The 24,634-nt window shown below is 60.1% G+C and carries 19 protein-coding genes and 5 tRNA genes; 8 read left to right on the top strand and 16 right to left on the bottom strand.

Features of this window, described 5'->3' with window-relative positions; genetic code table 11:
• Positions 1–54 precede the first annotated feature (54 nt).
• Both leuD and leuC read right to left on the bottom strand, forming a co-directional pair.
• Positions 55–699: a 3-isopropylmalate dehydratase small subunit gene (gene leuD, locus ACMDB8_RS09130; RefSeq protein WP_056722170.1), complete on the bottom strand. Its 645-nt coding sequence runs from the start codon at positions 697–699 to the stop codon at positions 55–57.
• A gap of 11 nt (positions 700–710) precedes the next feature.
• The gene (leuC, locus tag ACMDB8_RS09125) at positions 711–2,129 is read right to left on the bottom strand and encodes a 3-isopropylmalate dehydratase large subunit (RefSeq protein WP_056722167.1); all 1,419 of its coding nucleotides are present in this window, start codon (positions 2,127–2,129) and stop codon (positions 711–713) included.
• Between the two features lie 147 nt (positions 2,130–2,276).
• Here leuC and ACMDB8_RS09120 point away from each other — a divergent pair, with 147 nt between their 5' ends.
• Both ACMDB8_RS09120 and ACMDB8_RS09115 read left to right on the top strand, forming a co-directional pair.
• On the top strand, positions 2,277–3,167 hold the full coding sequence (locus tag ACMDB8_RS09120; RefSeq protein WP_056722165.1) for a LysR family transcriptional regulator: 891 nt from the start codon (positions 2,277–2,279) through the stop codon (positions 3,165–3,167).
• A gap of 65 nt (positions 3,168–3,232) precedes the next feature.
• Positions 3,233–6,511, top strand: a complete 3,279-nt coding sequence (locus ACMDB8_RS09115; protein WP_056722163.1) for a PAS domain S-box protein — start codon at positions 3,233–3,235, stop codon at positions 6,509–6,511.
• 46 nt (positions 6,512–6,557) lie between these two features.
• On the opposite strand, the gene ACMDB8_RS09110 is transcribed toward ACMDB8_RS09115, so the two are convergent.
• The 10 genes from ACMDB8_RS09110 to gltX form a co-directional block, all read right to left on the bottom strand.
• Entirely contained in the window at positions 6,558–7,004 is a 447-nt protein-coding gene (locus ACMDB8_RS09110) for an Hsp20 family protein (RefSeq protein ID WP_056722160.1), read from the bottom strand.
• A gap of 132 nt (positions 7,005–7,136) precedes the next feature.
• The gene (locus tag ACMDB8_RS09105; RefSeq protein ID WP_008050845.1) at positions 7,137–8,096 is read right to left on the bottom strand and encodes a tRNA dihydrouridine synthase; all 960 of its coding nucleotides are present in this window, start codon (positions 8,094–8,096) and stop codon (positions 7,137–7,139) included.
• 123 nt (positions 8,097–8,219) lie between these two features.
• The gene (locus tag ACMDB8_RS09100) at positions 8,220–8,669 is read right to left on the bottom strand and encodes an acyl-CoA thioesterase (protein ID WP_056722156.1); all 450 of its coding nucleotides are present in this window, start codon (positions 8,667–8,669) and stop codon (positions 8,220–8,222) included.
• 49 nt (positions 8,670–8,718) lie between these two features.
• Positions 8,719–9,552 (bottom strand): alpha/beta fold hydrolase, encoded by an 834-nt coding sequence (locus tag ACMDB8_RS09095; RefSeq protein WP_056722154.1) that lies wholly within the window; start codon positions 9,550–9,552, stop codon positions 8,719–8,721.
• 29 nt (positions 9,553–9,581) lie between these two features.
• Positions 9,582–10,121 carry a TetR/AcrR family transcriptional regulator gene (locus tag ACMDB8_RS09090; protein WP_056722152.1) on the bottom strand — a complete coding sequence of 180 codons (540 nt, stop codon included), beginning with the start codon at positions 10,119–10,121 and terminating at the stop codon, positions 9,582–9,584.
• A gap of 186 nt (positions 10,122–10,307) precedes the next feature.
• Positions 10,308–10,383, bottom strand: a tRNA-Glu gene (locus ACMDB8_RS09085).
• An 80-nt stretch (positions 10,384–10,463) separates the two neighbouring features.
• Positions 10,464–10,539: transfer RNA gene (locus tag ACMDB8_RS09080), tRNA-Ala, on the bottom strand.
• A gap of 53 nt (positions 10,540–10,592) precedes the next feature.
• Positions 10,593–10,668: transfer RNA gene (locus ACMDB8_RS09075), tRNA-Glu, on the bottom strand.
• Between the two features lie 79 nt (positions 10,669–10,747).
• Positions 10,748–10,823, bottom strand: a tRNA-Ala gene (locus tag ACMDB8_RS09070).
• Between the two features lie 256 nt (positions 10,824–11,079).
• Positions 11,080–12,561: a glutamate--tRNA ligase gene (gene gltX / locus ACMDB8_RS09065; protein ID WP_056722150.1), complete on the bottom strand. Its 1,482-nt coding sequence runs from the start codon at positions 12,559–12,561 to the stop codon at positions 11,080–11,082.
• Between the two features lie 230 nt (positions 12,562–12,791).
• Here gltX and ACMDB8_RS09060 point away from each other — a divergent pair, with 230 nt between their 5' ends.
• Together ACMDB8_RS09060 and ACMDB8_RS09055 are read left to right on the top strand one after the other, a co-directional pair.
• Positions 12,792–13,880, top strand: coding sequence for an HlyD family secretion protein (locus ACMDB8_RS09060; RefSeq protein WP_056722149.1), 1,089 nt, complete (start codon positions 12,792–12,794; stop codon positions 13,878–13,880).
• Positions 13,881–13,929: 49 nt separating this feature from the next.
• The gene (locus tag ACMDB8_RS09055; protein ID WP_409079157.1) at positions 13,930–15,420 is read left to right on the top strand and encodes an MDR family MFS transporter; all 1,491 of its coding nucleotides are present in this window, start codon (positions 13,930–13,932) and stop codon (positions 15,418–15,420) included.
• A gap of 108 nt (positions 15,421–15,528) precedes the next feature.
• On the opposite strand, the gene uvrB is transcribed toward ACMDB8_RS09055, so the two are convergent.
• Positions 15,529–17,544 carry an excinuclease ABC subunit UvrB gene (gene uvrB / locus ACMDB8_RS09050; protein WP_056722145.1) on the bottom strand — a complete coding sequence of 672 codons (2,016 nt, stop codon included), beginning with the start codon at positions 17,542–17,544 and terminating at the stop codon, positions 15,529–15,531.
• Between uvrB and ACMDB8_RS09045 the strand changes: the two genes are divergently transcribed.
• From ACMDB8_RS09045 to ACMDB8_RS09035, 3 genes are all read left to right on the top strand, one after another.
• Positions 17,543–17,878 (top strand): hypothetical protein, encoded by a 336-nt coding sequence (locus tag ACMDB8_RS09045; RefSeq protein ID WP_223542285.1) that lies wholly within the window; start codon positions 17,543–17,545, stop codon positions 17,876–17,878. The genes uvrB and ACMDB8_RS09045 overlap by 2 nt on opposite strands.
• Positions 17,878–19,074, top strand: a complete 1,197-nt coding sequence (locus tag ACMDB8_RS09040; protein WP_008050829.1) for an amino acid aminotransferase — start codon at positions 17,878–17,880, stop codon at positions 19,072–19,074. Before ACMDB8_RS09045 ends, ACMDB8_RS09040 begins: the two co-directional genes overlap by 1 nt.
• 232 nt (positions 19,075–19,306) lie before the next feature.
• Positions 19,307–19,516 (top strand): hypothetical protein, encoded by a 210-nt coding sequence (locus ACMDB8_RS09035; RefSeq protein ID WP_150672795.1) that lies wholly within the window; start codon positions 19,307–19,309, stop codon positions 19,514–19,516.
• On the opposite strand, the gene ACMDB8_RS09030 is transcribed toward ACMDB8_RS09035, so the two are convergent.
• Entirely contained in the window at positions 19,513–19,743 is a 231-nt protein-coding gene (locus tag ACMDB8_RS09030) for a hypothetical protein (protein WP_056722139.1), read from the bottom strand. The two genes, ACMDB8_RS09035 and ACMDB8_RS09030, sit on opposite strands and share 4 nt — an antisense overlap.
• 227 nt (positions 19,744–19,970) lie before the next feature.
• On the opposite strand from ACMDB8_RS09030, the gene ACMDB8_RS09025 reads away from it, so the two are divergent.
• Positions 19,971–20,046, top strand: a tRNA-Asn gene (locus ACMDB8_RS09025).
• A gap of 113 nt (positions 20,047–20,159) precedes the next feature.
• Here ACMDB8_RS09025 and ACMDB8_RS09020 read toward each other — a convergent pair.
• Together ACMDB8_RS09020 and ACMDB8_RS09015 are read right to left on the bottom strand one after the other, a co-directional pair.
• Positions 20,160–23,315: an efflux RND transporter permease subunit gene (locus tag ACMDB8_RS09020; RefSeq protein WP_409079147.1), complete on the bottom strand. Its 3,156-nt coding sequence runs from the start codon at positions 23,313–23,315 to the stop codon at positions 20,160–20,162.
• Positions 23,312–24,421 (bottom strand): efflux RND transporter periplasmic adaptor subunit, encoded by a 1,110-nt coding sequence (locus tag ACMDB8_RS09015; RefSeq protein WP_409079158.1) that lies wholly within the window; start codon positions 24,419–24,421, stop codon positions 23,312–23,314. Before ACMDB8_RS09015 ends, ACMDB8_RS09020 begins: the two co-directional genes overlap by 4 nt.
• Positions 24,422–24,634: the final 213 nt, after the last annotated feature.

Genomic DNA, 24,634 nt, shown 5'->3' with positions numbered 1-24,634 from the left:
ATCCAGTGTGGGAGCGAGCTTGCTCGCGATGGCGTCATTACGCCTTACGCAAAATCAAGCGTCGCGAAACAACCAAGGCTGGCTCGCACGATGCCTGGCTTCAAACGTCGCAATCGCATCGCCGTCCTGCAAGGTCAGGCCGATATCGTCCAGGCCGTTGAGCAGGCAGTGTTTGCGGAACGCATCGATTTCGAAGCTCAACACCTTGCCGTCAGGGCGGGTCACGGTCTGGGCTTGCAGGTCGACCTGCAACTGGTAGCCCGGATTGGCCTCGACCTGCTGGAACAGTTCATCGACTTCGGCATCGCTCAAGATGATCGGCAGCAAGCCGTTCTTGAAGCTGTTGTTGAAGAAGATGTCGGCATAGCTCGGCGCGATGATGCTGCGGAAACCGTACTCTTCCAGCGCCCACGGCGCGTGCTCGCGGCTGGAGCCGCAACCGAAGTTCTCACGGGCCAGCAACACGCTGGCGCCCTGGTAACGTTCGGCGTTGAGGACGAAGTCCTTGTTCAGCGGACGCTTGGAGTTGTCCTGGTAAGGCTGGCCCACATCCAGGTAGCGCCATTCATCGAACAGGTTCGGGCCGAAGCCCGTGCGCTTGATCGACTTCAAGAACTGCTTCGGGATGATCTGGTCGGTGTCGACGTTGGCACGATCCAAAGGCGCGACAAGACCAGTGTGCTGGGTAAAAGCTTTCATGCTGCGCTCCTTTAGATCAATTCACGGACGTCGATGAAACGACCGTTCACAGCGGCGGCCGCGGCCATGGCCGGGCTGACGAGGTGGGTACGACCACCGGCGCCCTGACGGCCTTCGAAGTTACGGTTGGAGGTCGAGGCGCAATGCTCGCCGGACTCCAAACGGTCCGGGTTCATCGCCAGGCACATCGAGCAACCCGGCTCGCGCCATTCGAAACCGGCTTCGAGGAAAATCTTGTCCAGGCCTTCCGACTCCGCCTGGGCTTTGACCAGACCCGAGCCCGGCACGACGATGGCCTGCTTGATGGTCGAGGCCACTTTGCGGCCCTTGGCGATCACCGCCGCGGCACGCAGGTCTTCGATCCGCGAGTTGGTGCACGAACCGATGAACACGCGGTCGAGCTGAATGTCGGTGATCGCCTGGTTGGCGGTCAAACCCATGTACTTCAAGGCGCGCTCGATGGAACCGCGCTTGACCAGGTCCATTTCCTTCGCAGGATCCGGCACGTTCTGGTCCACCGCCAACACCATCTCAGGCGAAGTGCCCCAGCTGACTTGCGGCTTGATCTGGGTCGCATCGAGCTCAACGACGGTGTCGAACACCGCATCGGCATCGGACACCAAGTCTTTCCAGGCTTCAACGGCCAGTTCCCATTCCGCGCCTTTCGGAGCAAATGGACGGCCCTTGACGTAAGCCACGGTCTTTTCGTCCGCAGCCACCAGGCCTACGCGAGCGCCGGCTTCGATGGACATGTTGCAGATGGTCATGCGGCCTTCAACGGACAGGTCGCGAATCGCGCTGCCGGCGAATTCGATGGCGTGGCCGTTACCGCCGGCGGTGCCGATCTTGCCGATCACGGCGAGCACGATGTCCTTGGCGGTCACGCCGAACGGCAATTGGCCTTCGACCACTACCCGCATGTTCTTCATTTTCTTGGCGACCAGGCACTGGGTGGCGAGCACATGCTCGACCTCGGAGGTGCCGATACCGTGAGCCAGGGCGCCGAACGCGCCGTGGGTCGAGGTGTGGGAGTCGCCGCAGACCACGGTCATGCCCGGCAAGGTCGCGCCCTGCTCCGGGCCGATGACGTGGACGATGCCCTGGCGAACGTCGTTCATCTTGAACTCGACGATGCCGTATTCATCGCAGTTGTCGTCGAGGGTCTGGACTTGCAGGCGCGAGACCTGGTCAACGATGGCGTCGATGCCGCCCTTGCGCTCCGGCGTGGTCGGTACGTTGTGGTCCGGGGTCGCGATGTTGGCATCGATGCGCCATGGCTTGCGCCCGGCCAGACGCAGGCCTTCGAAGGCTTGCGGCGAGGTCACTTCGTGGATGATGTGACGATCGATGTAGATCAGCGCGGAGCCATCGTCGCGCTGCTTGACCAAATGCGAATCCCAGAGCTTGTCGTAGAGCGTTTTGCCGGCCATCAGACGGTTCCTCATCAGCTTGTTTCTATGCCCCGGGTCTTGAAGTGCTCAATAACCCTTTGGCTTGTGAGGCTGATCCTATGGGGTTACATTAAATAACTCAAATTCATATTTTTTATGCTTTGGATAACCAAGTGGAATACAACCATGGACCTGGCCAACCTCAATGCTTTTATTGCCATCGCCGAGACCGGAAGCTTCTCCGGCGCCGGCGAACGACTGCACCTGACCCAGCCTGCGATCAGCAAACGCATCGCCGGGCTGGAGCAGCAATTGAAGGTGCGCCTGTTCGATCGTTTGGGGCGTGAAGTGAGCCTGACCGAGGCCGGGCGCGCCCTGCTGCCGCGGGCCTACCAGATTCTCAATGTTCTCGATGATACGCGCCGTGCCCTGACCAACCTCACGGGCGAAGTGACCGGCCGTCTGACCCTGGCCACCAGTCACCACATCGGCCTGCACCGTTTGCCGCCCTTATTAAGGGAGTTCACCCGACGCTACCCACAGGTGGCGCTGGATATTCAGTTCCTCGATTCGGAAGTGGCCTACGAGGAAATTCTCCATGGCCGCGCCGAACTGGCGGTCATTACCCTGGCACCGGAACCCCATGCACTGGTCCAGGCCACCCCGGTGTGGGACGACCCGCTGGATTTCGTGGTTGCCCCGGAGCATTCGTTGCTCAATAACGGCAAGGTCAGCCTGGCGGACATCGCCCGACACCCGGCGGTCTTCCCCGGCGGCAACACCTTCACCCACCACATTGTGCAGCGGCTGTTTGAAGCCCAGGGCCTGACGCCCAACATCGCCATGAGTACCAATTACCTGGAAACCATCAAGATGATGGTCTCGATCGGCCTGGCCTGGAGCGTTTTGCCGCGCACCATGCTCGATGAGCAGGTGGCGCGCATACCTTTGCCGGGCATACAACTCACTCGCCAGCTAGGCTATATCCTGCACACGGAAAGGACACTGTCGAACGCCGCGCGGGCCTTCATGGCGCTGCTGGATGCTCAACTCGATCCGCCAGGGACTCAAGGCTAAGTTGTGCTACTCCTATAGAGCCGCGAATTCCCGTGCCAAACGCCCATTCAGCCTAAGGCTTGCCAATGCCCAAATCTGTTGATCGTATTCCGCCTATGCCGCGTATACAGGCACTTGACCCGAAAAACTCCGAACAGAGCTGGGAAAGTGCCTCGCAACTGTTGGCCGCGCTCAACGGCGCGCGCCTGGGTGCCTGGTATTGGGATATCGAGCGCGGGCAGATCAGCTGGTCCCGGGGTACGCAGGCGTTGTTTGGCTTCGACCCCCGCAAACCGTTGCCAGCGGATCTGGAATACCTCGACCTGCTGCCCCCGGAAGATCGCGCGAAAACCGTTCGCGCGTTCCACGCGGTCATCGCTGGCGCGCCGCTGGAGCAAATGATGCACCACCGCATCCGCTGGCCCGATGGCAGCCTGCACTGGCTGGAAATCAGCGGCAGCCTCTTGCCCGACAAGCACGGCCGGCCACGGATGATCGGTGTGATCCGCGAGATTACCCACCAGCGCCAGCGCGAACAGGCGTTGAGCAGCTCGGAAAAACGCTTCGCCACCCTGTTCCACCTGTGCCCGAACATGGTCCTGCTGACCCGCCAGGAAGACGGCCTGATCACCGAAGCCAACCAGTATTTCGAAAGCCTGTTCGGCTGGCCGGTACAGAATGCAATCGGCCGCACCACCCTGGAGCTGGGCCTGTGGGTACACCCCGAGCAACGGGACGAACTGGTCAAGGCCACCAAAGCCAAAGGCGACCTGGTCAGCATGGAAGTGCAGTTTCGCGCCAGCAATGGCCAGATCCACGACGGCATCCTCAGTGCGCAAAAGGTCGAGCTCGAAGGCCAGCCCTATCTACTGAGCACTTTCCTTGACACCACCGAACGCAAAGTCGCCGAACAAGCCCTCAAGGACAGCCAGGAACGCCTCGACCTGGCCCTGGACTCGGCGCAACTGGGCACCTGGGACTGGCACATTCCCAGCGGCATGCTCTACGGATCGGCACGGGCCGCCCAACTGCACGGTCTGGACGCCAAACCTTTCCACGAGTCCTTCGACGAGTTCTTCGAAGGCGTGCCCGGCGAAGAACGCGACACCATGCGCGACGCTTACCGTAGCCTGCGTGAAGGCCCGGCCGGCAACTATCAATTGACCTACCGCGTGCAATTGCCCGACGGCAGTTCGCGCTACCTGGAAAGCCGTGCCCGCCTCTACCGTGATGACAGCGGCGTGCCGGTGCGCATGGCCGGCACATTGCTCGACATCACCGACCAAGTGGAGCGTGAACAACGGCTGGTGGCCTCCGAAGAAAAATTCGCCACGCTGTTCCAGGTCAGCCCCGATCCGATCTGCGTCACCCGCCAGGACTCCGGCCAGTTCATTGAGATCAACTCCAGCTTCACCCAGACCTTCGGCTGGAGCACCGCCGATGTGATCGGCCGCAGCGCCGACGAAATCGGCCTGTGGGACGCTTCGGCGAAAAGCCTGCGACGGATCGAACAAGTGATCCGCGAACAAGGCCTGAACAACGTGGCCATTCTGGTCCAGCACAAGGACGGACAGGCCCTGACTTGCGTGATTTCCAGCCGCCAGATCAGCGTCGGCGACCAGCCCTGCATCGTCACCACGCTGCGCGACATCACCCAGCAACAGCGCTCGGAAGCGGCGCTCAAGGCCAGTGAAGAGAAATTCGCCAAGGCCTTCCACTCCAGCCCCGACGCCATCACCATCACCGAGCGCGACACCGGGCGCTATCTGGAGGTCAACGACGGCTTCTGCCGCCTGACCGGCTACCGCGCCGAGGAAGTGGTGGGCCGCACGGTGTATCAGGTCGGGATCTGGGCCGAAGAAAAACAACGCTCGGCGCTACTGGCCGAATTGCAGATCAAGGGCCGGGTTCATCACCAGGAAATGCTCGGGCGCAACAAGCGCGGCGAACTGCTCACCGTCGAAGTCTCGGTGGAACCGATCACCCTCAACGAAACCGCCTGCCTGCTGCTGACCGCGCGTGACGTCAGCCTGTTGAAAAACGCCGAAGCGCAGATCCGCCACCTGGCCTACCACGACCCACTGACCAACCTGCCCAACCGCGCCTTGCTGATGGACCGCCTGAGCCAGCAGATCGCCCTGCTCAAACGCCATAACCTGCGCGGCGCACTGATGTTCCTCGACCTCGACCATTTCAAGCACATCAACGACTCCCTCGGGCACCCGGTGGGCGATACGGTGCTGAAAATCATCACCGCGCGCCTGGAGGCCAGCGTGCGCATGGAGGACACCGTTGCGCGCCTGGGCGGTGACGAATTCGTGGTCCTGCTCAGCGGCCTCGAAGGCTCGCGCAGCGAGGTCAGCGATCAGGTTCGCGAAGTGGCCGACACCATCCGCGAGCTGCTGTCCGAGCCGATGTTCCTCGACGGCCAGCGCCTGCAAGTGACGCCCAGCATCGGCATTGCCCTGATCCCCGATCACGGCTCGACTCCGACCGACCTGCTCAAGCGCGCCGACATCGCGCTCTATCGCGCCAAGGACTCGGGGCGCAATACCGCGCAGATGTACCACAACACCATGCAGAAGGCCGCGAGCGAACGCCTGCGCATGGAAACCGACCTGCGCCTGGCGCTTTCCCGGGGCGAGTTTCGCGTGCATTACCAACCCCAGGTCGACGCCCGGGGCGACCGCATCGTCGGTGCCGAGGCGCTGGTGCGCTGGAGTCATCCAGAGCTCGGCGCGCAGTCACCCAACGAGTTCATCAAGGTGCTGGAAGACAGCGGGCTGATTCTGGAAGTCGGCAACTGGATCCTCGACGAAGCCTGCCAGGCCTTCAAGCAATTGATCGACAACGGTCTGGTGAATCCGTACAAATTCAGCCTGTGCGTGAACATCAGCCCGCGCCAGTTCCGCCAGAACGACTTCGTTGAACGAATTGAACAAAGCCTGGCCAGCTACGGCCTGCCCTGCTCCCTGTTGAAGCTGGAAATCACCGAAGGCATCGTGATCCAGAACCTGGAAGACACCATCAACAAAATGCGTCGCCTGAAAAAACTCGGCGTGAGCTTCGCCATGGACGACTTCGGCACCGGCTACTCCTCACTGACCTACCTCAAGCGCTTGCCGGTCGATACCCTTAAAATCGACAAGTCGTTTATCCGCGACGCCACCAGCGACCCGAACGACGCCGAGATCATCCGCGCCATCGTCGCCATGGCCCGCAGCCTGGATTTGAAGGTAATTGCCGAAGGGGTGGAAACAGCGGAGCAGCTTGAGTTCCTGCAGGGGCTGGAGTGCCATTTCTATCAGGGGTACTTGCACAGCCAGCCGTTGCCGGTGGAGGAGTTTCAAAAACTGCTGAAGTGACGTGCACAAAAAAGGGCGCCAATGGCGCCCTTCTTCTTGCTCTGACTCAGTGTTGCAGAGCCTTCTTCTGCGTGCCGTTGATCGGGATGCGCTTGGCTTTCGCCTCTTCCGGAATCACCCGCAGCAGGTCGATGCTCAACAGACCGTTGCTCAGGCCGGCAGCCTTGATCTCGATGTGGTCCGCCAGACGGAATGACAGTTTGAAGGCACGTTGCGCAATGCCCTGATACAGATAAGTGACGTCTTCATTCGCGTCGCGTTTACCGCCACTGATGGTCAGCACACCCTTCTCGACTTCGAGTTCCAGATCTTCTTCCTGGAAACCGGCTGCGGCAATGACGATGCGGTATTGATCGTCGCCATGTTTCTCCACGTTATAGGGTGGATAGCTGCTGCCTGGTTCGTTGCGCAGGGCGGTCTCGAACAGGTCGTTGAAACGGTCGAAACCTACCGAGGAACGGAACAGTGGGGCCAGGGATAATGTAGTAGCCATGATGCAAATCTCCTGAAAACAATCAGCAAGGTTTTTTGTCTCCGCGACCCGAATTCGGCATCGCGTAATCCTTAGATAGGGATCGCCGATTGCATTTCAAGAGATTATTTTCTGCTTTTTTTGTAAAAAGTTTCAGGCCGCCTCTGCCACTGGCAGCCCCAGCAAACGCGAGACGTTATCCAGCTCGGTCTCACGACGCAGCACGGTGAACAGTTCCACCGCCTCGGGATAATTGCGGGTCAGCATCGCCAGCCATTGCTTCAGGCGACCCGGCGACTGGCGTGGCGTCATCTGCGCCTTGGCTTGCAGCCAGAAGTCCTGGATCAGCGGCAGCAGCTCGGCCCAGGTCATCTCGACCACCTCCTCACCGGCCCGCGCCGCGGCGATCTGCCGGGCGAGATCCGGACGCGAAACCAGGCCGCGACCGAGCATGATGTCTTCCACGCCGCTGATCTCGCGGCAGCGCCGCCAGTCTTCGACGCTCCAGATATCGCCATTGGCGAACACCGGCACCTTGACCACGTCCTGCACCCGCGGAATCCATTCCCAGTGCGCTGGCGGCTTGTAGCCGTCGACCTTGGTCCGCGCATGCACCACGATGTGTTCGGCGCCGCCTTCGGCCAGGGCCGTGGCACACACCAGCGAACCGTCCGGGCTGTCGAAGCCCAGGCGCATCTTGGCGGTGACTGGAATGTGCGCGGGGACGGCACGACGGACGTGCTCGACGATCTGGTTGAGCAGTTCGGGTTCCTTGAGCAATACCGCGCCACCACGGGATTTGTTGACCGTCTTGGCCGGGCAACCGAAGTTCAGGTCGATCACTTCGGAACCCAGCTCGCAGGCCAGCGCGGCATTTTCCGCCAGGCACACGGGGTCGGAACCGAGCAGTTGCACACGCAGCGGCACACCGGAGGCCGTCCGGGCACCGTTGAGCAACTCCGGGCCGAACTTGTGGAAATAGGCAGGTGTGAGCAACTGGTCGTTGACCCGAATGAACTCGGTCACGCACCAGTCAATACCACCCACGCGGGTCAGCACATCGCGCAGGATGTCGTCGACCAACCCCTCCATGGGCGCCAAAGCAATTTGCATGAAAAACACACTCGAGGAAAAACGTGCGGCAGTTTACTGGGTTCAGAGAAAATCTGCAGAACATCGCAGATCCATTGTGGGAGCGGGCAAGTCGGACCGCCGCACCGCCGCTCCCACAGAAAGTCAGGGTTGTACCAACTCCTGCGCCCGGATCGCCGGGCCATAGCCCTCGATGAATTCAGTCGGCATGCGCTTGGGCTTGCCGGTGGACAGTTCGATGCAGACAAACGTGGTCTGCGCGCGCAATAACGTGGTGTTGTCGCTGGGGCGGATCAACTGGAAGTGCCGGGTCATTTTCAGGCGCTGATCCCAATCGACGATCCAGGTCGCCAATTGCAACTCATCGTCCTCATAGGCTGCCGCCAGGTAATCGATCTCGTGTCGCACCACCGCCATGGCCCGGTCCAGCCGCCGATATTCGACCAGGTCCAGGCCAAGGCGCTGGGAGTGGCGCCAGGCACAGCGTTCGAGCCAGGTCACGTAGACCGCGTTGTTCGCATGCCCCAACCCGTCAATGTCCTCGGCGCTCACTTGCAGATCAATGATGAACGGCGTTTCCCGATCCCAGCCCATGCCCGACTCCCCGGTCAGATAATTTCGACCGGAGCAGTGTAACGGAAGCTCAGGCGGATTGGCGCGATTGCAGACTGCGCCCGGCCAGCAGTGATAACACGCCATCAATCACCTGCGGGTCAGCCAACACTCGCTGATGACCACCGTCCTTCAAACGCAACAAGCGACTGTCGAACCAGGCTTCGTGAATCAGCTGGGATTCCTTCACCAGGACGAAGTTGTCGTCTTCGGCGTGGACAATCAGGCCAGGCATGTCGAGTTGATAGTGCGCGACATCCAGCATCGCGGCTCGCATGCCAACGTCTTGCTCGACCTGGCGAATGAACGCCGAGCGGGCCTTCGGTGGCAGCCCGACATAGCGGGCAAAGCCACGCAACACGCCGAGAATCCGCGCCGGAGCGGCAATGGTGACCAGGGTTTCGGTGCGCAAGCCCAACTGGACCGCGAGCATCGCACTGGCGCCGCCCATGGAGTGGCCGATGACCGCTTGCAGGGGGGGCAGTTCGGCGGCCGCTTCAAGCATGGCGCGGGCGAACAGCACCACATTCGCTTCGCTGCCCGGCGAGCGACCGTGGGCCGGACCATCGAGAGCCACGACCGAGTAACCGGCATCGACCAGCGCGGTGATGAGGCTGGCAAACTGCGTGGGCCGCCCTTCCCAACCATGCATCAGCAAGACTGCCGGGCCCTGGCCCCAGCGCAAGGCCGAGAGACCGAAACGCAGGGTGATTCGCTCGGACCTGGCCAACAGTGGCAGCTCCCAGTCACGCAGCGGCAGATCCCGTGGCGTCATGAACGCCTGTCGCATTTTGCTTGCGACCAGTTTCGGGGCAAACCAGCCCAAGGTGCCATTAACGCCACGAACCCACTTTAACGCGCTCATCGCATTCTCCTCAGGCCGCAGCCTTCAGGTCAGCGCACTGCCGATTTGGCGGCGCGCAGTAATCGATCGGACAACTCTCCCGGCCCCAGCGCTCGCGCCAGAGCCAGCCCACCCACCATCAAGGCCATGTCGGCCAGGGCTTTTTCGGTTTCTTCGGGGCTGGCCGCCAACTGCGCGACCATCAGCTCCACATGCTCATTGAGCGCAACACGAAACGCTTCCGGCAACCGCCCCAGTTCGCCGACCGATGCCGGGATCGGACAGGCCGATTCGGAGGAATCACGGTGCTTGCGCGACAAATAAAACGCCGCCACCAGCGCCCGGCGCTCTTCACCCGTCAACTCCGAGTCCATGTCGGCAATCAGGTCACGGCGGTGACCGAGCAATTGCCTGAACGCCTCGAGCATCATCGCGTCCTTGCTTTCGAAGTGGGCGTAGAAGCCGCCGACCGTCAGGCCCGCCGCGCCCATCACTTCGCCCACGCTTGGCTCGGCCGGGCCGCGCTGAATCAGCGCTGCGCTGGCAGCCTTGAGGATGCGCTCGCGGGTTTGAGCTTTTTTATCGTTCATCGTTGCCTCCGAATATTACGATTGAAATATTATTCTCATAATAAATTTTAGCAAGTCATGGGTGTGACCGCTGGTCTGAAGAACAGTTTTTTTGGGAAAAGGAGGAATTTGGCCAAACGCCAGACAAACAAAAGGGCCATTCAATAATTGAATGACCCTTATAAAATCCCGCAGAGCGGGTAATCGTGGCGTCCCCTAGGGGACTCGAACCCCTGTTACCGCCGTGAAAGGGCGGTGTCCTAGGCCACTAGACGAAGGGGACACAAACCCTTCTATACAACTGATCAGTGCTGAGTGCTGATCGATTCAAGGCCGGTGTGGCCAGACCTTGAACTGTAAAATTGGTGGAGCTAAGCGGGATCGAACCGCTGACCTCCTGCATGCCATGCAGGCGCTCTCCCAGCTGAGCTATAGCCCCGGATTTTTCGCCTCGCGGCGGAGCGACATCTTGCAACATCGCTTCTGTAAAACTGGCGTCCCCTAGGGGACTCGAACCCCTGTTACCGCCGTGAAAGGGCGGTGTCCTAGGCCACTAGACGAAGGGGACGCAAACCCTTCTATACAACTGATCAACGCTGAGTGTTGATCGCTTCAAGGCCGGTGTGGCCAGGCCTCGAAGTGTAAATTGGTGGAGCTAGACGGGATCGAACCGTCGACCTCTTGCATGCCATGCAAGCGCTCTCCCAGCTGAGCTATAGCCCCTCATCGTTGATGTCATCGCTGAGGACGGGGCGAATCTTAAGGGCGTATCGAAAGCCTGTCAAACTTATTTTTCAAAAAATTTAAAATTTTTTGCCGACATAACAACCACTTACCGCCCTCCCCCCGGAAATCCGGGGTTTGGGGAAAGAGCGCAGGCCCGTAGGAGCTGGCGAAGCCTGCGATCTTTTCGGAGCAACCAGAAAGCAAGATCAAAAGATCGCAGCCTTCGGCAGCTCCTGCACAAGGTCAAATGCGCTTAGGCGATGGCGCCCAGCAGTTTTTCCCATTCCTTGTTTTCTTTCTTCGACACGCCGCCCAGCAGGTCAATGGCCTGGCGCAGACGGAAACGGGTCAGGTCCGGCCCGAGGATTTCCATCGCATCGAGCACCGACACAGAGCTGGCCTGGCCGGTGATCGCAGCGAACATCAGCGGCATGGCATCACGCAGCTTCAGCTCCAGGGACTCGACCACCGCCTGAATGGTCGCGGTGATGCTGTCCTTCTCCCACTGACGCAGGCTTTCGAGCTTCCACAGGATCAACTGCATCAACTGACGAACCTGATCGCCCGACAGTTTCTTGGATTCGAACAGCTTGGCATCGGGGTTCACGCCACCGGCAAAGAAGAACCCGGCCAGCGGTGCCACCTGGCTGAAGGTTTCGACCCGGCCCTGCACGTGCGGTGCGATCTTCATCATGTATTCGGAATTGAACGCCCACTTCTGCACGCGCGCGGCGAACTCTTCCACCGGCAGGTCACGCAGCCACTGGCCGTTGAGCCACGACAGTTTCTCGATATCGAAGATCGGCCCGCCGAGGGACACACGCTTGAGGTCGAAGTTGTCGACCATTTCCTGCAACGAGAACTTCTCGCGCTCGTCCGGCATCGACCAACCCATGCGGCCCAGGTAGTTGAGCATCGCTTCAGGCATGAAGCCCATGCGCTCGTAGAAGGTCACCGAGGTCGGGTTCTTGCGCTTGGACAGCTTGCTCTTGTCCGGGTTACGCAGCAGCGGCATGTAGCACAGCTCCGGTTGTTCCCAGCCGAAGTACTCGTACAGCAGGATCAGCTTCGGTGCCGATGGCAGCCACTCTTCGCCACGCAATACGTGGGTGATGCCCATCAGGTGGTCGTCGACCACGTTGGCCAGGAAGTACGTCGGCAAGCCGTCGGTCTTCATCAGGACTTGCATGTCCATGCGGTCCCACGGGATTTCAACGTCGCCACGCAGCATGTCCGGCACCACGCAGACGCCTTCGCTCGGTACTTTCATGCGGATAACGTGGGGCTCGCCAGCGGCCAGGCGACGGTCGACTTCTTCCTTGGACAGCAGCAGCGCGCGGCCGTCGTAACGCGGGGTTTCACCGCGAGCCATCTGCTCGGCGCGCATCTGGTCCAGCTCTTCGGCGGTGCAGAAGCACGGGAAAGCATGACCGAGCTCTACAAGCTGCTGGCAATACTTCTGGTAAATGTCGCCGCGCTCGCTTTGACGGTACGGACCGTGCGGGCCGCCGACATCCGGGCCTTCGCTCCAGTCGATGCCCAGCCAGCGCAAGGCGTCGAAAATCTGCTGTTCGGACTCGCGGGTCGAACGCAACTGGTCAGTGTCTTCGATCCGCAGGATGAACTCACCGCCGTGTTGCTTGGCAAAGCAATAGTTGAACAAGGCGATGTAGGCGGTACCTACGTGGGGATCCCCGGTAGGCGATGGCGCGATGCGAGTGCGGACGGTGGTCATGGCATGTCTCGAAAAGAATAAAAGCGAAGTTCAAACAAGGCGCGAATGGTAACAGGCGACACCCGCCCGGCTCCAGTGAACAGGGCATTTAAGCCAAGGTTGCGTCTGTAACGCCCGTATAGGGAGGTGAATGGCCGAATATCAGCCGATGGCATTTACCGCTTATCGGCTGTATGCCAGATTTGCCTGCTGATAACTTCTCTTACAATTTCTCGACTACAGTTTGCCCCATGCCTGCCCAACTCAAGCGTCGCCTCTTCTCGTTCCTGCTGATTGTCCTGTTGATTGCCGGGGGCCTGTTTGCCCATTGGCTGTTCAAGGGGCGCTTTTATGAAAGCACCGACAACGCTTATGTCCAGGGCGAGATCACCCGCGTGTCGAGCCAATTGGGCGCGCGTATCGATAAGGTGCTGGTGCAGGACAACCAGCATGTCGAGAAAGGCCAGTTGCTGGTCAAACTCGAAGGCGACGACTTCCGCCTCGCGGTCGACCGCGCCAATGCCGCCCTGGCCACCCGCGAGGCCGAGCGCCTGCAAGCCCAGAGTAAACTGACCCAGCAGGCCAGCCTGATTGCCGCCAGCGAAGCGCAAGTCGCATCCAGCCAGGCCAGCCTGGGTCGCTCGCAAATCGACCTGACCCGCGCCGAGACCTTGCGCAAACCAGGCTTTATTTCGGAAGAACGGGTGACCACCCTCTCCGCCGACAACCACATCGCCCGCTCGCAAGTGGCCAAGGCCCAGGCCGACGCGCAAGGCCAGCGCCAGCAGGTCAATGCCCTGAATGCGGAAATCAAACGCCTCGACGCGCAGATCGCCAACGCCAGAACCGACCTGGCCCAGGCCGAACTGAACCTGACCCGCAGCGAAATCCACGCGCCCATCAGCGGCCTGATCGGCCAGCGTGCAGCCCGCGAAGGCCAATACGTGCAGGCCGGCGCTTACCTGTTGTCGATCGTGCCGGACGAAGACATCTGGATTCAGGCCAACTTCAAGGAAACCCAGATTGGCCACATGCAACCCGGCCAGGAAGCCGAACTGACCTTCGACGCCTACAGCGACACCCCGATCAAAGCCCGGGTCGACAGCCTGTTCGCCGCCTCGGGTGCGCAGTTCAGCCTGTTGCCACCGGACAATGCCACGGGCAACTTCACCAAAGTCGTCCAACGGATTCCGGTAAAACTGACCTTCGCCGCGGACAATCCGCTGCGCGGCAAGATCCGCCCAGGCATGTCGGTCACCGCCAAGGTGAACATCAAGGACACCCCTGAAGAAGTCACCCCCAAAGTGAGCCACAAAGACGCCCCTGACGATGGCCGGTGATCAACTGATCCGCCCGGTCGGCGAACCGACCCGGCGGGACTGGATTGCAGTGATGAGCGTGATGCTCGGTGCGTTCATGGCGGTGCTGGACATCCAGATCACCAATTCCTCGCTCAAGGACATCCAGGGTGCGCTGTCGGCGACCCTGGAAGAAGGTTCGTGGATTTCCACCTCGTACCTGGTGGCGGAAATCATCATGATCCCGCTCACCGCCTGGCTCGTGCAGTTGCTGTCGGCGCGACGCCTGGCGGTGTGGGTGTCCCTCGGGTTCCTGGTCGCATCCCTGCTCTGCTCCATGGCGTGGAGCCTGGAAAGCATGATCGTGTTCCGCGCCCTGCAAGGCTTTACCGGTGGCGCGCTGATTCCGCTGGCGTTCACCCTGACCCTGATCAAGCTCCCGGAACACCACCGCGCCAAAGGCATGGCCATGTTCGCCATGACCGCCACATTCGCGCCCTCCATCGGCCCGACCCTCGGCGGCTGGCTGACGGAAAACTGGGGCTGGGAATACATCTTCTACATCAACATCCCGCCCGGCCTGATCATGATCGCCGGCCTGATGTACGGCCTGGAGAAAAAAGAAGCCCACTGGGAATTGCTCAAAAGCACCGACTACGCCGGCATTCTCACCCTCGGCGTCGGGCTCGGTTGCTTGCAGGTGTTCCTGGAAGAAGGCCATCGCAAGGACTGGCTGGAATCGAGCCTGATCGTAACCCTGGGCAGCATCGCACTGGTCAGCCTGATCAGCTTTGTGATCGTGCAGACCTCCAAACCCAATCCGCTGATCAACCTCGGCATCCTGCGCAATCGCAACTTTGGCCTATCGAGCATTTCCAGTCTCGGGATGGGGGTCGGGCTGTACGGCTCGATCTACCTGTTGCCGCTTTATCTGGCGCAGATCCAGAACTACAACGCCCTGCAGATCGGTGAAGTGATCATGTGGATGGGCGTGCCGCAGCTGTTCCTGATCCCGCTGGTGCCCAAGTTGATGAAATACGTCTCGCCGAAATGGCTGTGCACCCTGGGCTTCGGGCTATTCGGTCTGGCGAGCTTCTCTTCGGGCGTGCTGAACCCGGACTTTGCCGGGCCGCAGTTCAATCAGATCCAGATCATCCGTGCCCTGGGGCAGCCGCTGATCATGGTCACCATTTCGTTGATCGCCACGGCGTACATTCTTCCGCAAGACGCGGGGTCGGCCTCGAGCCTGTTCAACATCCTGCGCAACCTCGGCGGCGCCATCGGCATCGCCCTGCTCGCCACCCTGCTGGATGCGCGGACCAAGGTTTACTTTGACTACCTGCGTGAATCCATCGTGCCGGGCAATCCGCAGGTGGCTGAACGGATTGCCTCGCTGGCTGACCGGCTGGGTAACGAAACGGCAGCCCTGGGCAAACTCAGCGAGATCGCCCACCAACAGGCGTCGATCATGGCCTATAACGATGCGTTTCACTTTGTCGGGATTGCGCTGGGGATCAGCATGGTGGCGGTGTTGCTGACCAGGAAATTGCCGGAAGGGTTGAAGGCGGGTGAGGCTCATTGACTCACCGCAAATTACCGTAGGAGCTGCCGAAGGCTGCGATCTTTAGATTGTTCCTTTCAAAACAAGATCAAAAGATCGCAGCCTTCGGCAGCTCCTACAGAATTTGTGTCAGACCGTCAGAAGTCTTTCGCGCAACTTGGCAATCTCGTCGCGCATCTGCGCCGCCGCTTCGAATTCCAGGTCGCGGGCGAGTTGGTACATCTTCTCTTCCAGGGCCTTGATACGCTTGGCGATCTCGCCCGGCGAGCGCAATTCGGCCTCGTACCGGGCGTTTTCCTCGGCAGCCTTGGCCATGCCCTTGCGCTTCTTGCTACGTGAACCGGGCACGGTGGCGCCTTCCATGATGTCGGCGACGTCCTTGAACACGCCTTTGGGGGTGATGCCATTGGCCAGGTTGAAGGCGATCTGCTTGTCGCGACGGCGCTCGGTTTCGCCGATCGCGCGCTCCATGGAGCCGGTGATCCGGTCGGCATACAGAATCGCCCGACCGTTGAGGTTACGCGCCGCCCGGCCGATGGTCTGGATCAGCGAGCGCTCGGAACGCAGGAAGCCTTCCTTGTCGGCATCGAGGATCGCCACCAGCGAGACTTCCGGCATGTCCAGGCCTTCGCGCAGCAGGTTGATGCCCACCAGCACATCGAAGGTGCCAAGGCGCAAATCGCGGATGATCTCGACCCGTTCCACGGTGTCGATGTCCGAGTGCAGGTAACGCACGCGCACGCCGTGGTCGGCCAGGTAATCGGTCAAATCCTCGGCCATGCGCTTGGTCAGCGTGGTGACGAGCACCCGCTCTTCCAGAGCGACGCGCTTGCTGATTTCCGACAGCAAGTCGTCGACCTGGGTCAGTGCCGGGCGAATCTCGATTTGTGGGTCCACCAGCCCGGTCGGGCGCACCACCATGTCAATGACGCGGCCAGCGTGTTCGGCTTCGTAGTTGCCCGGGGTCGCCGAGACGAAAATCGTCTGTGGGCTGATGCGTTCCCACTCATCGAAACGCATCGGCCGGTTGTCCAGCGCCGACGGCAGGCGGAAACCGTATTCCACCAGGGTCTCTTTACGCGAACGGTCGCCTTTGTACATCGCACCGACCTGCGGCACGCTGACGTGGGACTCGTCGATCACCAGCAAGGCATCGGCCGGCAGGTAATCGTAAAGCGTCGGTGGCGCCGCGCCGGCTTCGCGGCCGGACAGATAGCGCGAGTAGTTTTCGATGCCGTTGCAGTAACCCAGTTCGAGGATCATCTCCAGGTCGAAACGGGTGCGCTGCTCCAGACGCTGGGCTTCCACCAGTTTGTTGTTGGAGCGCAGGTATTCCAGACGCTCCTGCAACTCGACCTTGATGCCTTCGACCGCGCCCATCAGGGTTTCCCGGGGCGTTACGTAGTGGCTCTTCGGGTAGAAGGTGAAGCGCGGCAGTTTGCGAATCACTTCGCCGGTCAGCGGGTCGAACGCCGACAGGCTTTCCACTTCATCGTCAAACAATTCGATGCGGATCGCCTCGAAATCGGATTCCGCCGGGTGGATATCGATCACATCGCCGCGCACACGGAAGGTCGCACGGGCAAAATCCATGTCGTTGCGGGTGTACTGCAGGTCGGCCAGGCGTCGCAGCAGTTCGCGCTGATCGAGCCGGTCACCGCGATCCACGTGCAACACCATCTTCAAATAGGTTTCCGGACTGCCCAGACCGTAGATGCAGGACACCGTGGTGACGATGATCGCGTCCTTGCGCTCAAGCAACGCCTTGGTCGCCGACAGACGCATCTGCTCGATGTGGTCGTTGATCGACGCATCCTTCTCGATGAAGGTGTCCGAGGACGGCACGTAGGCTTCCGGCTGGTAGTAGTCGTAGTAGGAAACGAAATATTCCACCGCGTTGTTCGGGAAGAACGCCTTGAACTCCCCGTATAACTGCGCCGCCAGGGTCTTGTTCGGCGCCAGCACCAGGGTCGGACGCTGCACCTGGGCGATCACGTTGGCGATGCTGAAGGTCTTGCCCGAGCCGGTCACACCGAGCAGCGTCTGGTGCGCCAACCCGGCCTCGATGCCCTCGACCATCAGTCGGATGGCTTCCGGCTGATCGCCGGCGGGCTCGAAACGGGTGACTAGCTGGAATTCAGACATGAAATACCTCTGGATCACTCTTGCCGGTAAAACCGGCACGAACGAGAAAGACCGCAAACGACCGATGTCGCCCGAAAAAAACTGGATTGTGCTCAATGTGGAGCCGATTGCCAGCGCTTTCAAGGTAAACGTCCTACATCGCGCAAAACCTTTGCCGACGCCATTCGACTACCGGTCGAGAAATAATAGGAAAAACTTACCCGAAATGTTGATTCGCCTGTCGCCAGCCATCGCCGATGGCCTCTATACTAGCTCCCCGTTTGTGCACCGCTCTAGTGCATTCGGCTGGAGCGCGACACGTCCCTCCACACTCCATTCAGAGCCGCCGCAATAATGAGCCTGTTCTCCGCTGTCGAAATGGCACCACGCGATCCAATCCTGGGCCTCAACGAAGCATTCAACGCCGATACCCGGACCAACAAAGTCAACCTGGGAGTCGGTGTTTACTGCAACGAGGAGGGGCGAATTCCACTCCTGCGCGCCGTTGTCGAAGCCGAAACCATTCGCGCCGCTCAACACGTTTCCCGTGGCTACCTGCCAATCGACGGCATCGCCGCCTACGACCAGGCTGTGCAGAAATTGCTGTTCGGCAATGACTCGCCGCTGATCGCCGCTGGCCGCGTCATCACCACCCAGGCCGTTGGTGGTACTGGCGCACTGAAAATCGGTGCCGACTTCCTCAAGCAACTGTTGCCGAACGCCGTCGTGGCGATCAGCGACCCGAGCTGGGAAAACCACCGCGCCCTGTTCGAAACCGCCGGTTTCCCGGTGCAGAACTACCGTTACTACGACGCCGCGACCCACGACGTGAACCGTACCGGCATGCTGGAAGACCTGAACGCGCTGCCAAACGGCTCGATCATTGTGCTGCACGCCTGCTGCCACAACCCGACCGGCGTGGACCTGAGCCCGGCGGACTGGAAGAACGTCCTGGAAGTCGTTAAAGCCAAAGGCCACGTGCCGTTCCTCGACATGGCCTACCAGGGCTTTGGCGATGGCATCGACGAAGACGCCGCCGCCGTGCGCCTGTTTGCTGAATCGGGCCTGACTTTCTTCGCTTCCAGTTCGTTCTCCAAGTCGTTCTCGCTGTACGGCGAGCGCGTTGGGGCCCTGTCGATCGTCAGCGAATCGAAAGAAGAAAGCGCGCGCGTGTTGTCGCAAGTCAAACGCGTGATCCGCACCAACTACTCCAACCCGCCGACCCACGGTGCCAGCGTTGTCGCTGCAGTACTGAACAGCCCGGAACTGCGCGCCCAGTGGGAAGCCGAGCTGGCCGAGATGCGCCTGCGCATTCGTGGCATGCGCACCCAGATGGTCGACCTGCTGGCACAAAAAGCGCCTCAGCGTGATTTCAGCTTCGTCGGTCGCCAGTGCGGCATGTTCTCCTACTCCGGCCTGACGGTTGAGCAAGTTCACCGCCTGCGCAACGAGTTCGGCATCTACGCCCTGGACACCGGCCGCATTTGCGTGGCCGCGCTGAACCAGAGCAACATCAAGGTTGTGACGGACGCTATCGTCCAGGTCATCTGATTACGCCTTGGAATGAAAACGGGAAGCCATGTGGCTTCCCGTTTTTTTATTTGCTTCAGATAATTCTCAACGCAACGACGCAGCCCTCTAAACTCCACACAAGTCAAAATGTGGGAGCGGGCTTGCTCGCGAAGACGGCAGTACATTCAATACTTGTACAACCTGACCCACCGCTTTCGCGAGCAAGCCCGCTCCCACAGGATTTGTGTACGAAGCATTCCCGAGAACTCAAATGAAAAACGATGACCTGCGCGCCGACCGCGATGATCTGGATGACCTGGATCACTTCACCCCCCGCGCCCCGACCAAACGCGGCAACAACCTGGTGATGCAAGTGGCCGCCGGTGTGTTTCTTGGCGGCCTGGCCCTGTGGCTGGTGCAATTGGGGGCCACGGCGCTCTACGCCAAGCTGATGCTTGCCACGATTACTTTCGGCGGTTAAGCCAGCTCGGTCGCACGCTGGGTGGCAGCGTCGTCGTAGGCGACATACAGCGATTCCGCAACCTGGCTCTTGATCGCTTTGGTGCTTTCCAGGCCCAGGACAAAGCCTTCGGCCTTGCCGCCAGCGCGGTTCAATGCTTCAGCGGTGCCGGCCTGGATGATGGCGTCGAACAACTTTTCGGCGTGGGGGCCGACACCTTTGGGCAGGCTGATCTGAGAGATGCTCATCGGCGCACCCCGTGGTATCGAGGTGTGAGGGTCAAATGATTCATGGCGCGTACCTTTTCGGCGAATGGCCGGCAGCGCGTGTCACCACTTCCGGGTGGCCATGGTAGACCTCTGGGGCCATCCTGGTAACCGTCAATCGCCACCAAACCACCGCCCATCCCGCTGATTCGCGCCAATTGTTATTCGATGCTTGACTTCTCTTTTTGAATCAGTAAGATACGCGCCATTCCGCGATAGCTCAGTTGGTAGAGCAAGTGACTGTTAATCACTGGGTCCCTGGTTCGAGTCCAGGTCGTGGAGCCAGACAAGGTTCCAGAGAAAGCTTCCAAAATTTCTGAAACCACCGAAAAACCCGCCTTCTCAGGCGGGTTTTTTCGTTTTGGCGTTCTGTGGGATCCCGGTGGGTACCACCCGTTTTAAGGGTAGAGCTTGGTGCTCAGGTGAGTGGCGAGAGGACGGGGTGACGTCCTGTCCACCAGGCTTGCCTGCTTATTCGCTGCCTCCGTTTGACCCGTATTGTCTGGACGGATCTTGAACCAGATGGCGTACATCGCTGGCAGGAACACCAGTGTCATGATGGTTCCGACGAACGTACCTCCGATCAGCGTGTAGGCCAGCGTCCCCCAGAAGACGGAGTGTGTCAGCGGAATGAATGCCAGGATGGCCGCCAGCGCTGTCAGCAGTACCGGGCGGGCACGCTGTACCGTGGCTTCGACCACTGCGTGAAACGGGTCCAGCCCTTCTTGCGCGTTGTGATGGATTTGCCCAATCAGAATCAGCGTATTGCGCATCAAAATGCCCGAAAGGGCGATCAGGCCGACCAGAGCGTTGATACCAAACGGCTGCTGGAAGATCAGCAGTGTCGGCACCACGCCAATCAATCCCAGTGGCGAGGTGAGGAACACCATGATCATCGCCGAGATCGAACGCACCTGGACAATGATGATCAGCAGCGTCATGGCAATCATGATCGGGAATAACGGCAACATCGCTTTACCGGCCTTGCCCGACTCCTCGATTGCACCCGCCTGTTCAATCCGATATCCGCCAGGCAGCTTGTCGATGACCGGCTGCAGCTCCTTCATGATCACGCCCGAGACGTCTGGCGGCTGCAAGCCTTCGGCAATGTCGCCACGCACAGTGATGGTCGGCGTGCGGTCACGACGCCGCAGGATCGGATCTTCCATACGCACATCGACCGCTCCCACCTGAGACAACGGAATCCGCTGCCCCGCCGCACCCACCAGCGTAAAGCCTTCTATCCTGGCGGGATCGAGCCGGATATCACCCGCTGCGCGACCAACCACCTGCACCGAACGAATGTCCTCACGAACCGCGGTGATCGGTACTCCGGCCAGCAGGAACTGCAATTGCTGCGCGACTGAATTTGACGTCAACCCCACCGCCTCCAGGCGATCCTGATCCAGGGTAAAATGCAGCGTCGGCGCCAGCGGTCCCCAATCGGTGTTGACGGTTCTCATCATCGGGCTCGACTGCAACACGCCCTGTACCTGGCTCGCAATCTCGCGCAACTTTGTCGGATCAGGTCCCATCACCCGGTAGGCAACAGGGAATGGCGAGTACGGACCAAACACAAGCTGAGTCACCCGGACACGCGCTTCTGGGGCAAGTCCCTCAGCCGTCGCTTCGCGGATACGGAACTTGAGGGTCTCGCGCGCTTCCTGGCTGTCCGTCAGCACCACAATCTTGGCGAACGACGGATCAGGGAGTTCCGGCGCCATCGCCAGATAGAAGCGCGGCGCGCCTTGCCCGATATAGGCCGTGACGATCTTTGCCTCATCCTGCTTTTGCAGCCAGGCCTCTATCCTGGCGGTGGTCGCGCTGGTCTGCTCAATGGAGGCCCCATAAGGCATTTGCACTTCAATCAATACCTCGGGACGGTCCGAGGTCGGGAAGAACTGCTTCTTGACCAGGCTCATGCCGAGGATCGCCACGACAAACGCAGCGATGACAGTGCCGGCCACCAGCCATTTGCGAGCGATGACTCGCGTCAGAACCTGGCGGAAGCGGTTGTAGCCAGGGGTGTTGTAGATGGCCGCATGACCACCCTCGACCTTCTTGATGTTCGGCAACAGCTTCACCCCCAGGTAAGGGGTAAAAGCGACCGCAACCACCCAGGAGGCAATCAGGGCAATGCCCACGATCCAGAACATGTTGCTGGTGTACTCGCCGGCTGTCGACTGCGCGAAACCGTTTGGCATAAAGCCGATTGCCGTCACTAGCGTGCCGGAAAGCATCGGCGCGGCCGTATGACTCCAGGCGTACGCGGAGGCTTTGATGCGGTCGTAGCCCTCTTCCATTTTCACCACCATCATTTCGATAGCGATAATGGCGTCGTCCACCAGCAGTCCGAGCGCCAGAATCAACGAACCGAGGGTAATTCGGTCAAAGTTCTTTCCCGTGGCCGCCATCACCACAAACACCACGGCCAACGTCAACGGCACAGCCGCGGCGACCACAACGCCTACACGCCAGCCCATACTGAGAAAGCAGACAAGCATCACCACAAGCAGCGCGACGAAAAACTTGACCATGAACTCGCCGACGGCCGAATCGATATTTACAGATTGATCGGTGACCTTGGAGAGCGTCATGCCCAGCGGCATGCCTTCATTTATCTTGACCGTCTCCGCGTCCAACGCCCTGCCGAGGTCAAGGCCGTTCCAGCCCTCACGCATCACGATCCCCAGCAACAAGGCTTCTTCACCATTATTGCGTACGAGAAAGGTTGCCGGATCTTCATACCCACGCTCGATCGTCGCCACGTCGGCGAGCTTGAGCGTGCGCCCCTGAACCGCAATGGGCGTGTCACGAATCTTTTGCACCTTATCGAAGGCGCCATCCAGCCGGAGGAAGACCTGCGGCCCATTGGTTTCGATCGAACCGGCGGGCGTGAGCACGTTTTGATTATTCAGCGCGGCAAAGATGTCCTGAGGAGAGACACCCAAGGTGGCCAACCGATCATGCGAAAAGGAAACAAAGATACGTTCGGGCTGCTCCCCAATAATGTTGACCTTCTTCACGCCGGGCACATGCAACAGTTGTTGGCGCAACGACTCTGCATCTCGCACCAACAGTCGCTGCGGCTCGCCTTTGGCTTTCAGGGCGAAAAGCGCAAATGTCACGTCCGAAAACTCGTCGTTGACCATTGGCCCGATGACACCCGCCGGCAGCTTTCTGGCCTCGTCGTCGAGTTTTTTACGCGCCTGATAGAACTCCTCCTGCACTTGCGAGGGCGGCGTACTATCGAGCAGTGACACCATCGTGAAGGCCAGGCCAGGACGGGTGTAGGTTTCCGTGCGGTCGTACCATTTCAGTTCTTGCAGGCGTTTTTCAAGTGGCTCTGCTACCTGATCCTGCATCTCCTGCGCCGTGGCGCCCGGCCACGCGGTAATGACCGTCAACTGCTTGACCGTAAAGGGAGGATCTTCCGCGCGCCCCAGCTGGAAGAACGCCAGGGTACCCGCAACGGCAATCAGGAAGATCAGAAACACCGTGACAGAGCGCTCACGAACAGCGATCGCGGAAAGATTGAAGCGCCCCTCGCTCATGGACGACCCCCGGCAACTTTTTCGTCATCCTGTTGAGGCAATCTCACCTCTTCACCTTCGCGCAACAGATGTGCACCTAACGCTACGATCTGCTCGCCGACTTTAAGGTCGCCCGCGACTCGCACGGTATCGTCGCTCAAACCCAGGATTTGTACAGGTCGCCAGGCCACCTTCGCCGGTGTACCGGCGATGACCCACACGCCAGTGCCTTGGCCTGGGTCATAGACAGCAGCGATCGGTACTTGCAGCCCCTGCCCTTGCGTGACGCCTTCAGCGATCCGAAGCGTGACGGTCGAACCTATCGGTGCATTGGCCAGCGCGCCCTCAAGCACATACCGCGCCTCGAAGGTACGTGTCATTCGGTCGGCCGAATCAGAAAGCAATCTCAGCTTCGCTGTAACAGCATCCGTGGCATTGCCATAAAGCGTCGCCTGCGCGGTGGATCCTGCTGCGGGGCGCAACGTCTCGGGCAGGTGCACGATCGCTTCGCGCTGCCCTGCCCGCGCCAATCGAACCACGGGCTGCCCCGGGCCGACAACTTGTCCGGGCTCGGCGAGCGTCTCCACCACAACGCCGTCGGAATCCGCAAACAGCACCGCATAACCAGAAGCATTACGGGCTACATCAGCCTGCGCTTGGGCGGCGCTAAGCTGCGCCTTTGCAGTATCCGCCGCGGCTTTGATCTGGTCGTAGGCCGATGCAGAAATAGCGCCTGCGGCAACCAGACTGCGGTATCGCGCCTCGTCATCTGCTGTCTGTTTGGCTCGGGCCCGAGCAGCCATGACTGACTCTTGCTGTGCTCGCGCCTGCAATCCCAGGTCGATTGGGTCAAGGCGCATGAGTGGCTGACCACGTTTAACGGTCTGACCGGTGTCAACCAGACGCTCAAGCACCTTGCCTGATACCCGAAAACCCAGATCGCCCTGGACGCGGGCAGCCACGACCCCCGTGAAAGAACGTGAGGCGTCGGAGGAACCCTGAACCGCTGCGGACCTGACCAGAGGAGCATGCGTGCGTGGATCTTCAACGGTGGATGAGTCGCCGCATGCCGTCAGGACGAGAGGCAACAAGCAAGCGGCAATAGGGAAAGGTCGAAGCCGGCGCATAGGTTCCCTTACTTGAAAATAGGACGAGTGCCCCATTCTCAGTCTAGTGACCATAAGTGTCAATGGTCACAAACCATGAAACATTCAGCGTCTCAAGCTCAACACATAAACGGCGCCACCAACGAGAAAACCCAAAATTCGCTCAAATCACCTCAATTGACAGGTTGTGACTATTGCGTAATATGGTCACAAATATCCTCTATTGAAGGAATC

This window comes from Pseudomonas monachiensis (assembly GCF_047345015.1).
Classification (GTDB): domain Bacteria; phylum Pseudomonadota; class Gammaproteobacteria; order Pseudomonadales; family Pseudomonadaceae; genus Aquipseudomonas; species Aquipseudomonas monachiensis.
The sequence above is the reverse complement of the archived record's forward strand: the minus strand, read 5'-3'. Positions and strand labels throughout refer to the sequence as shown.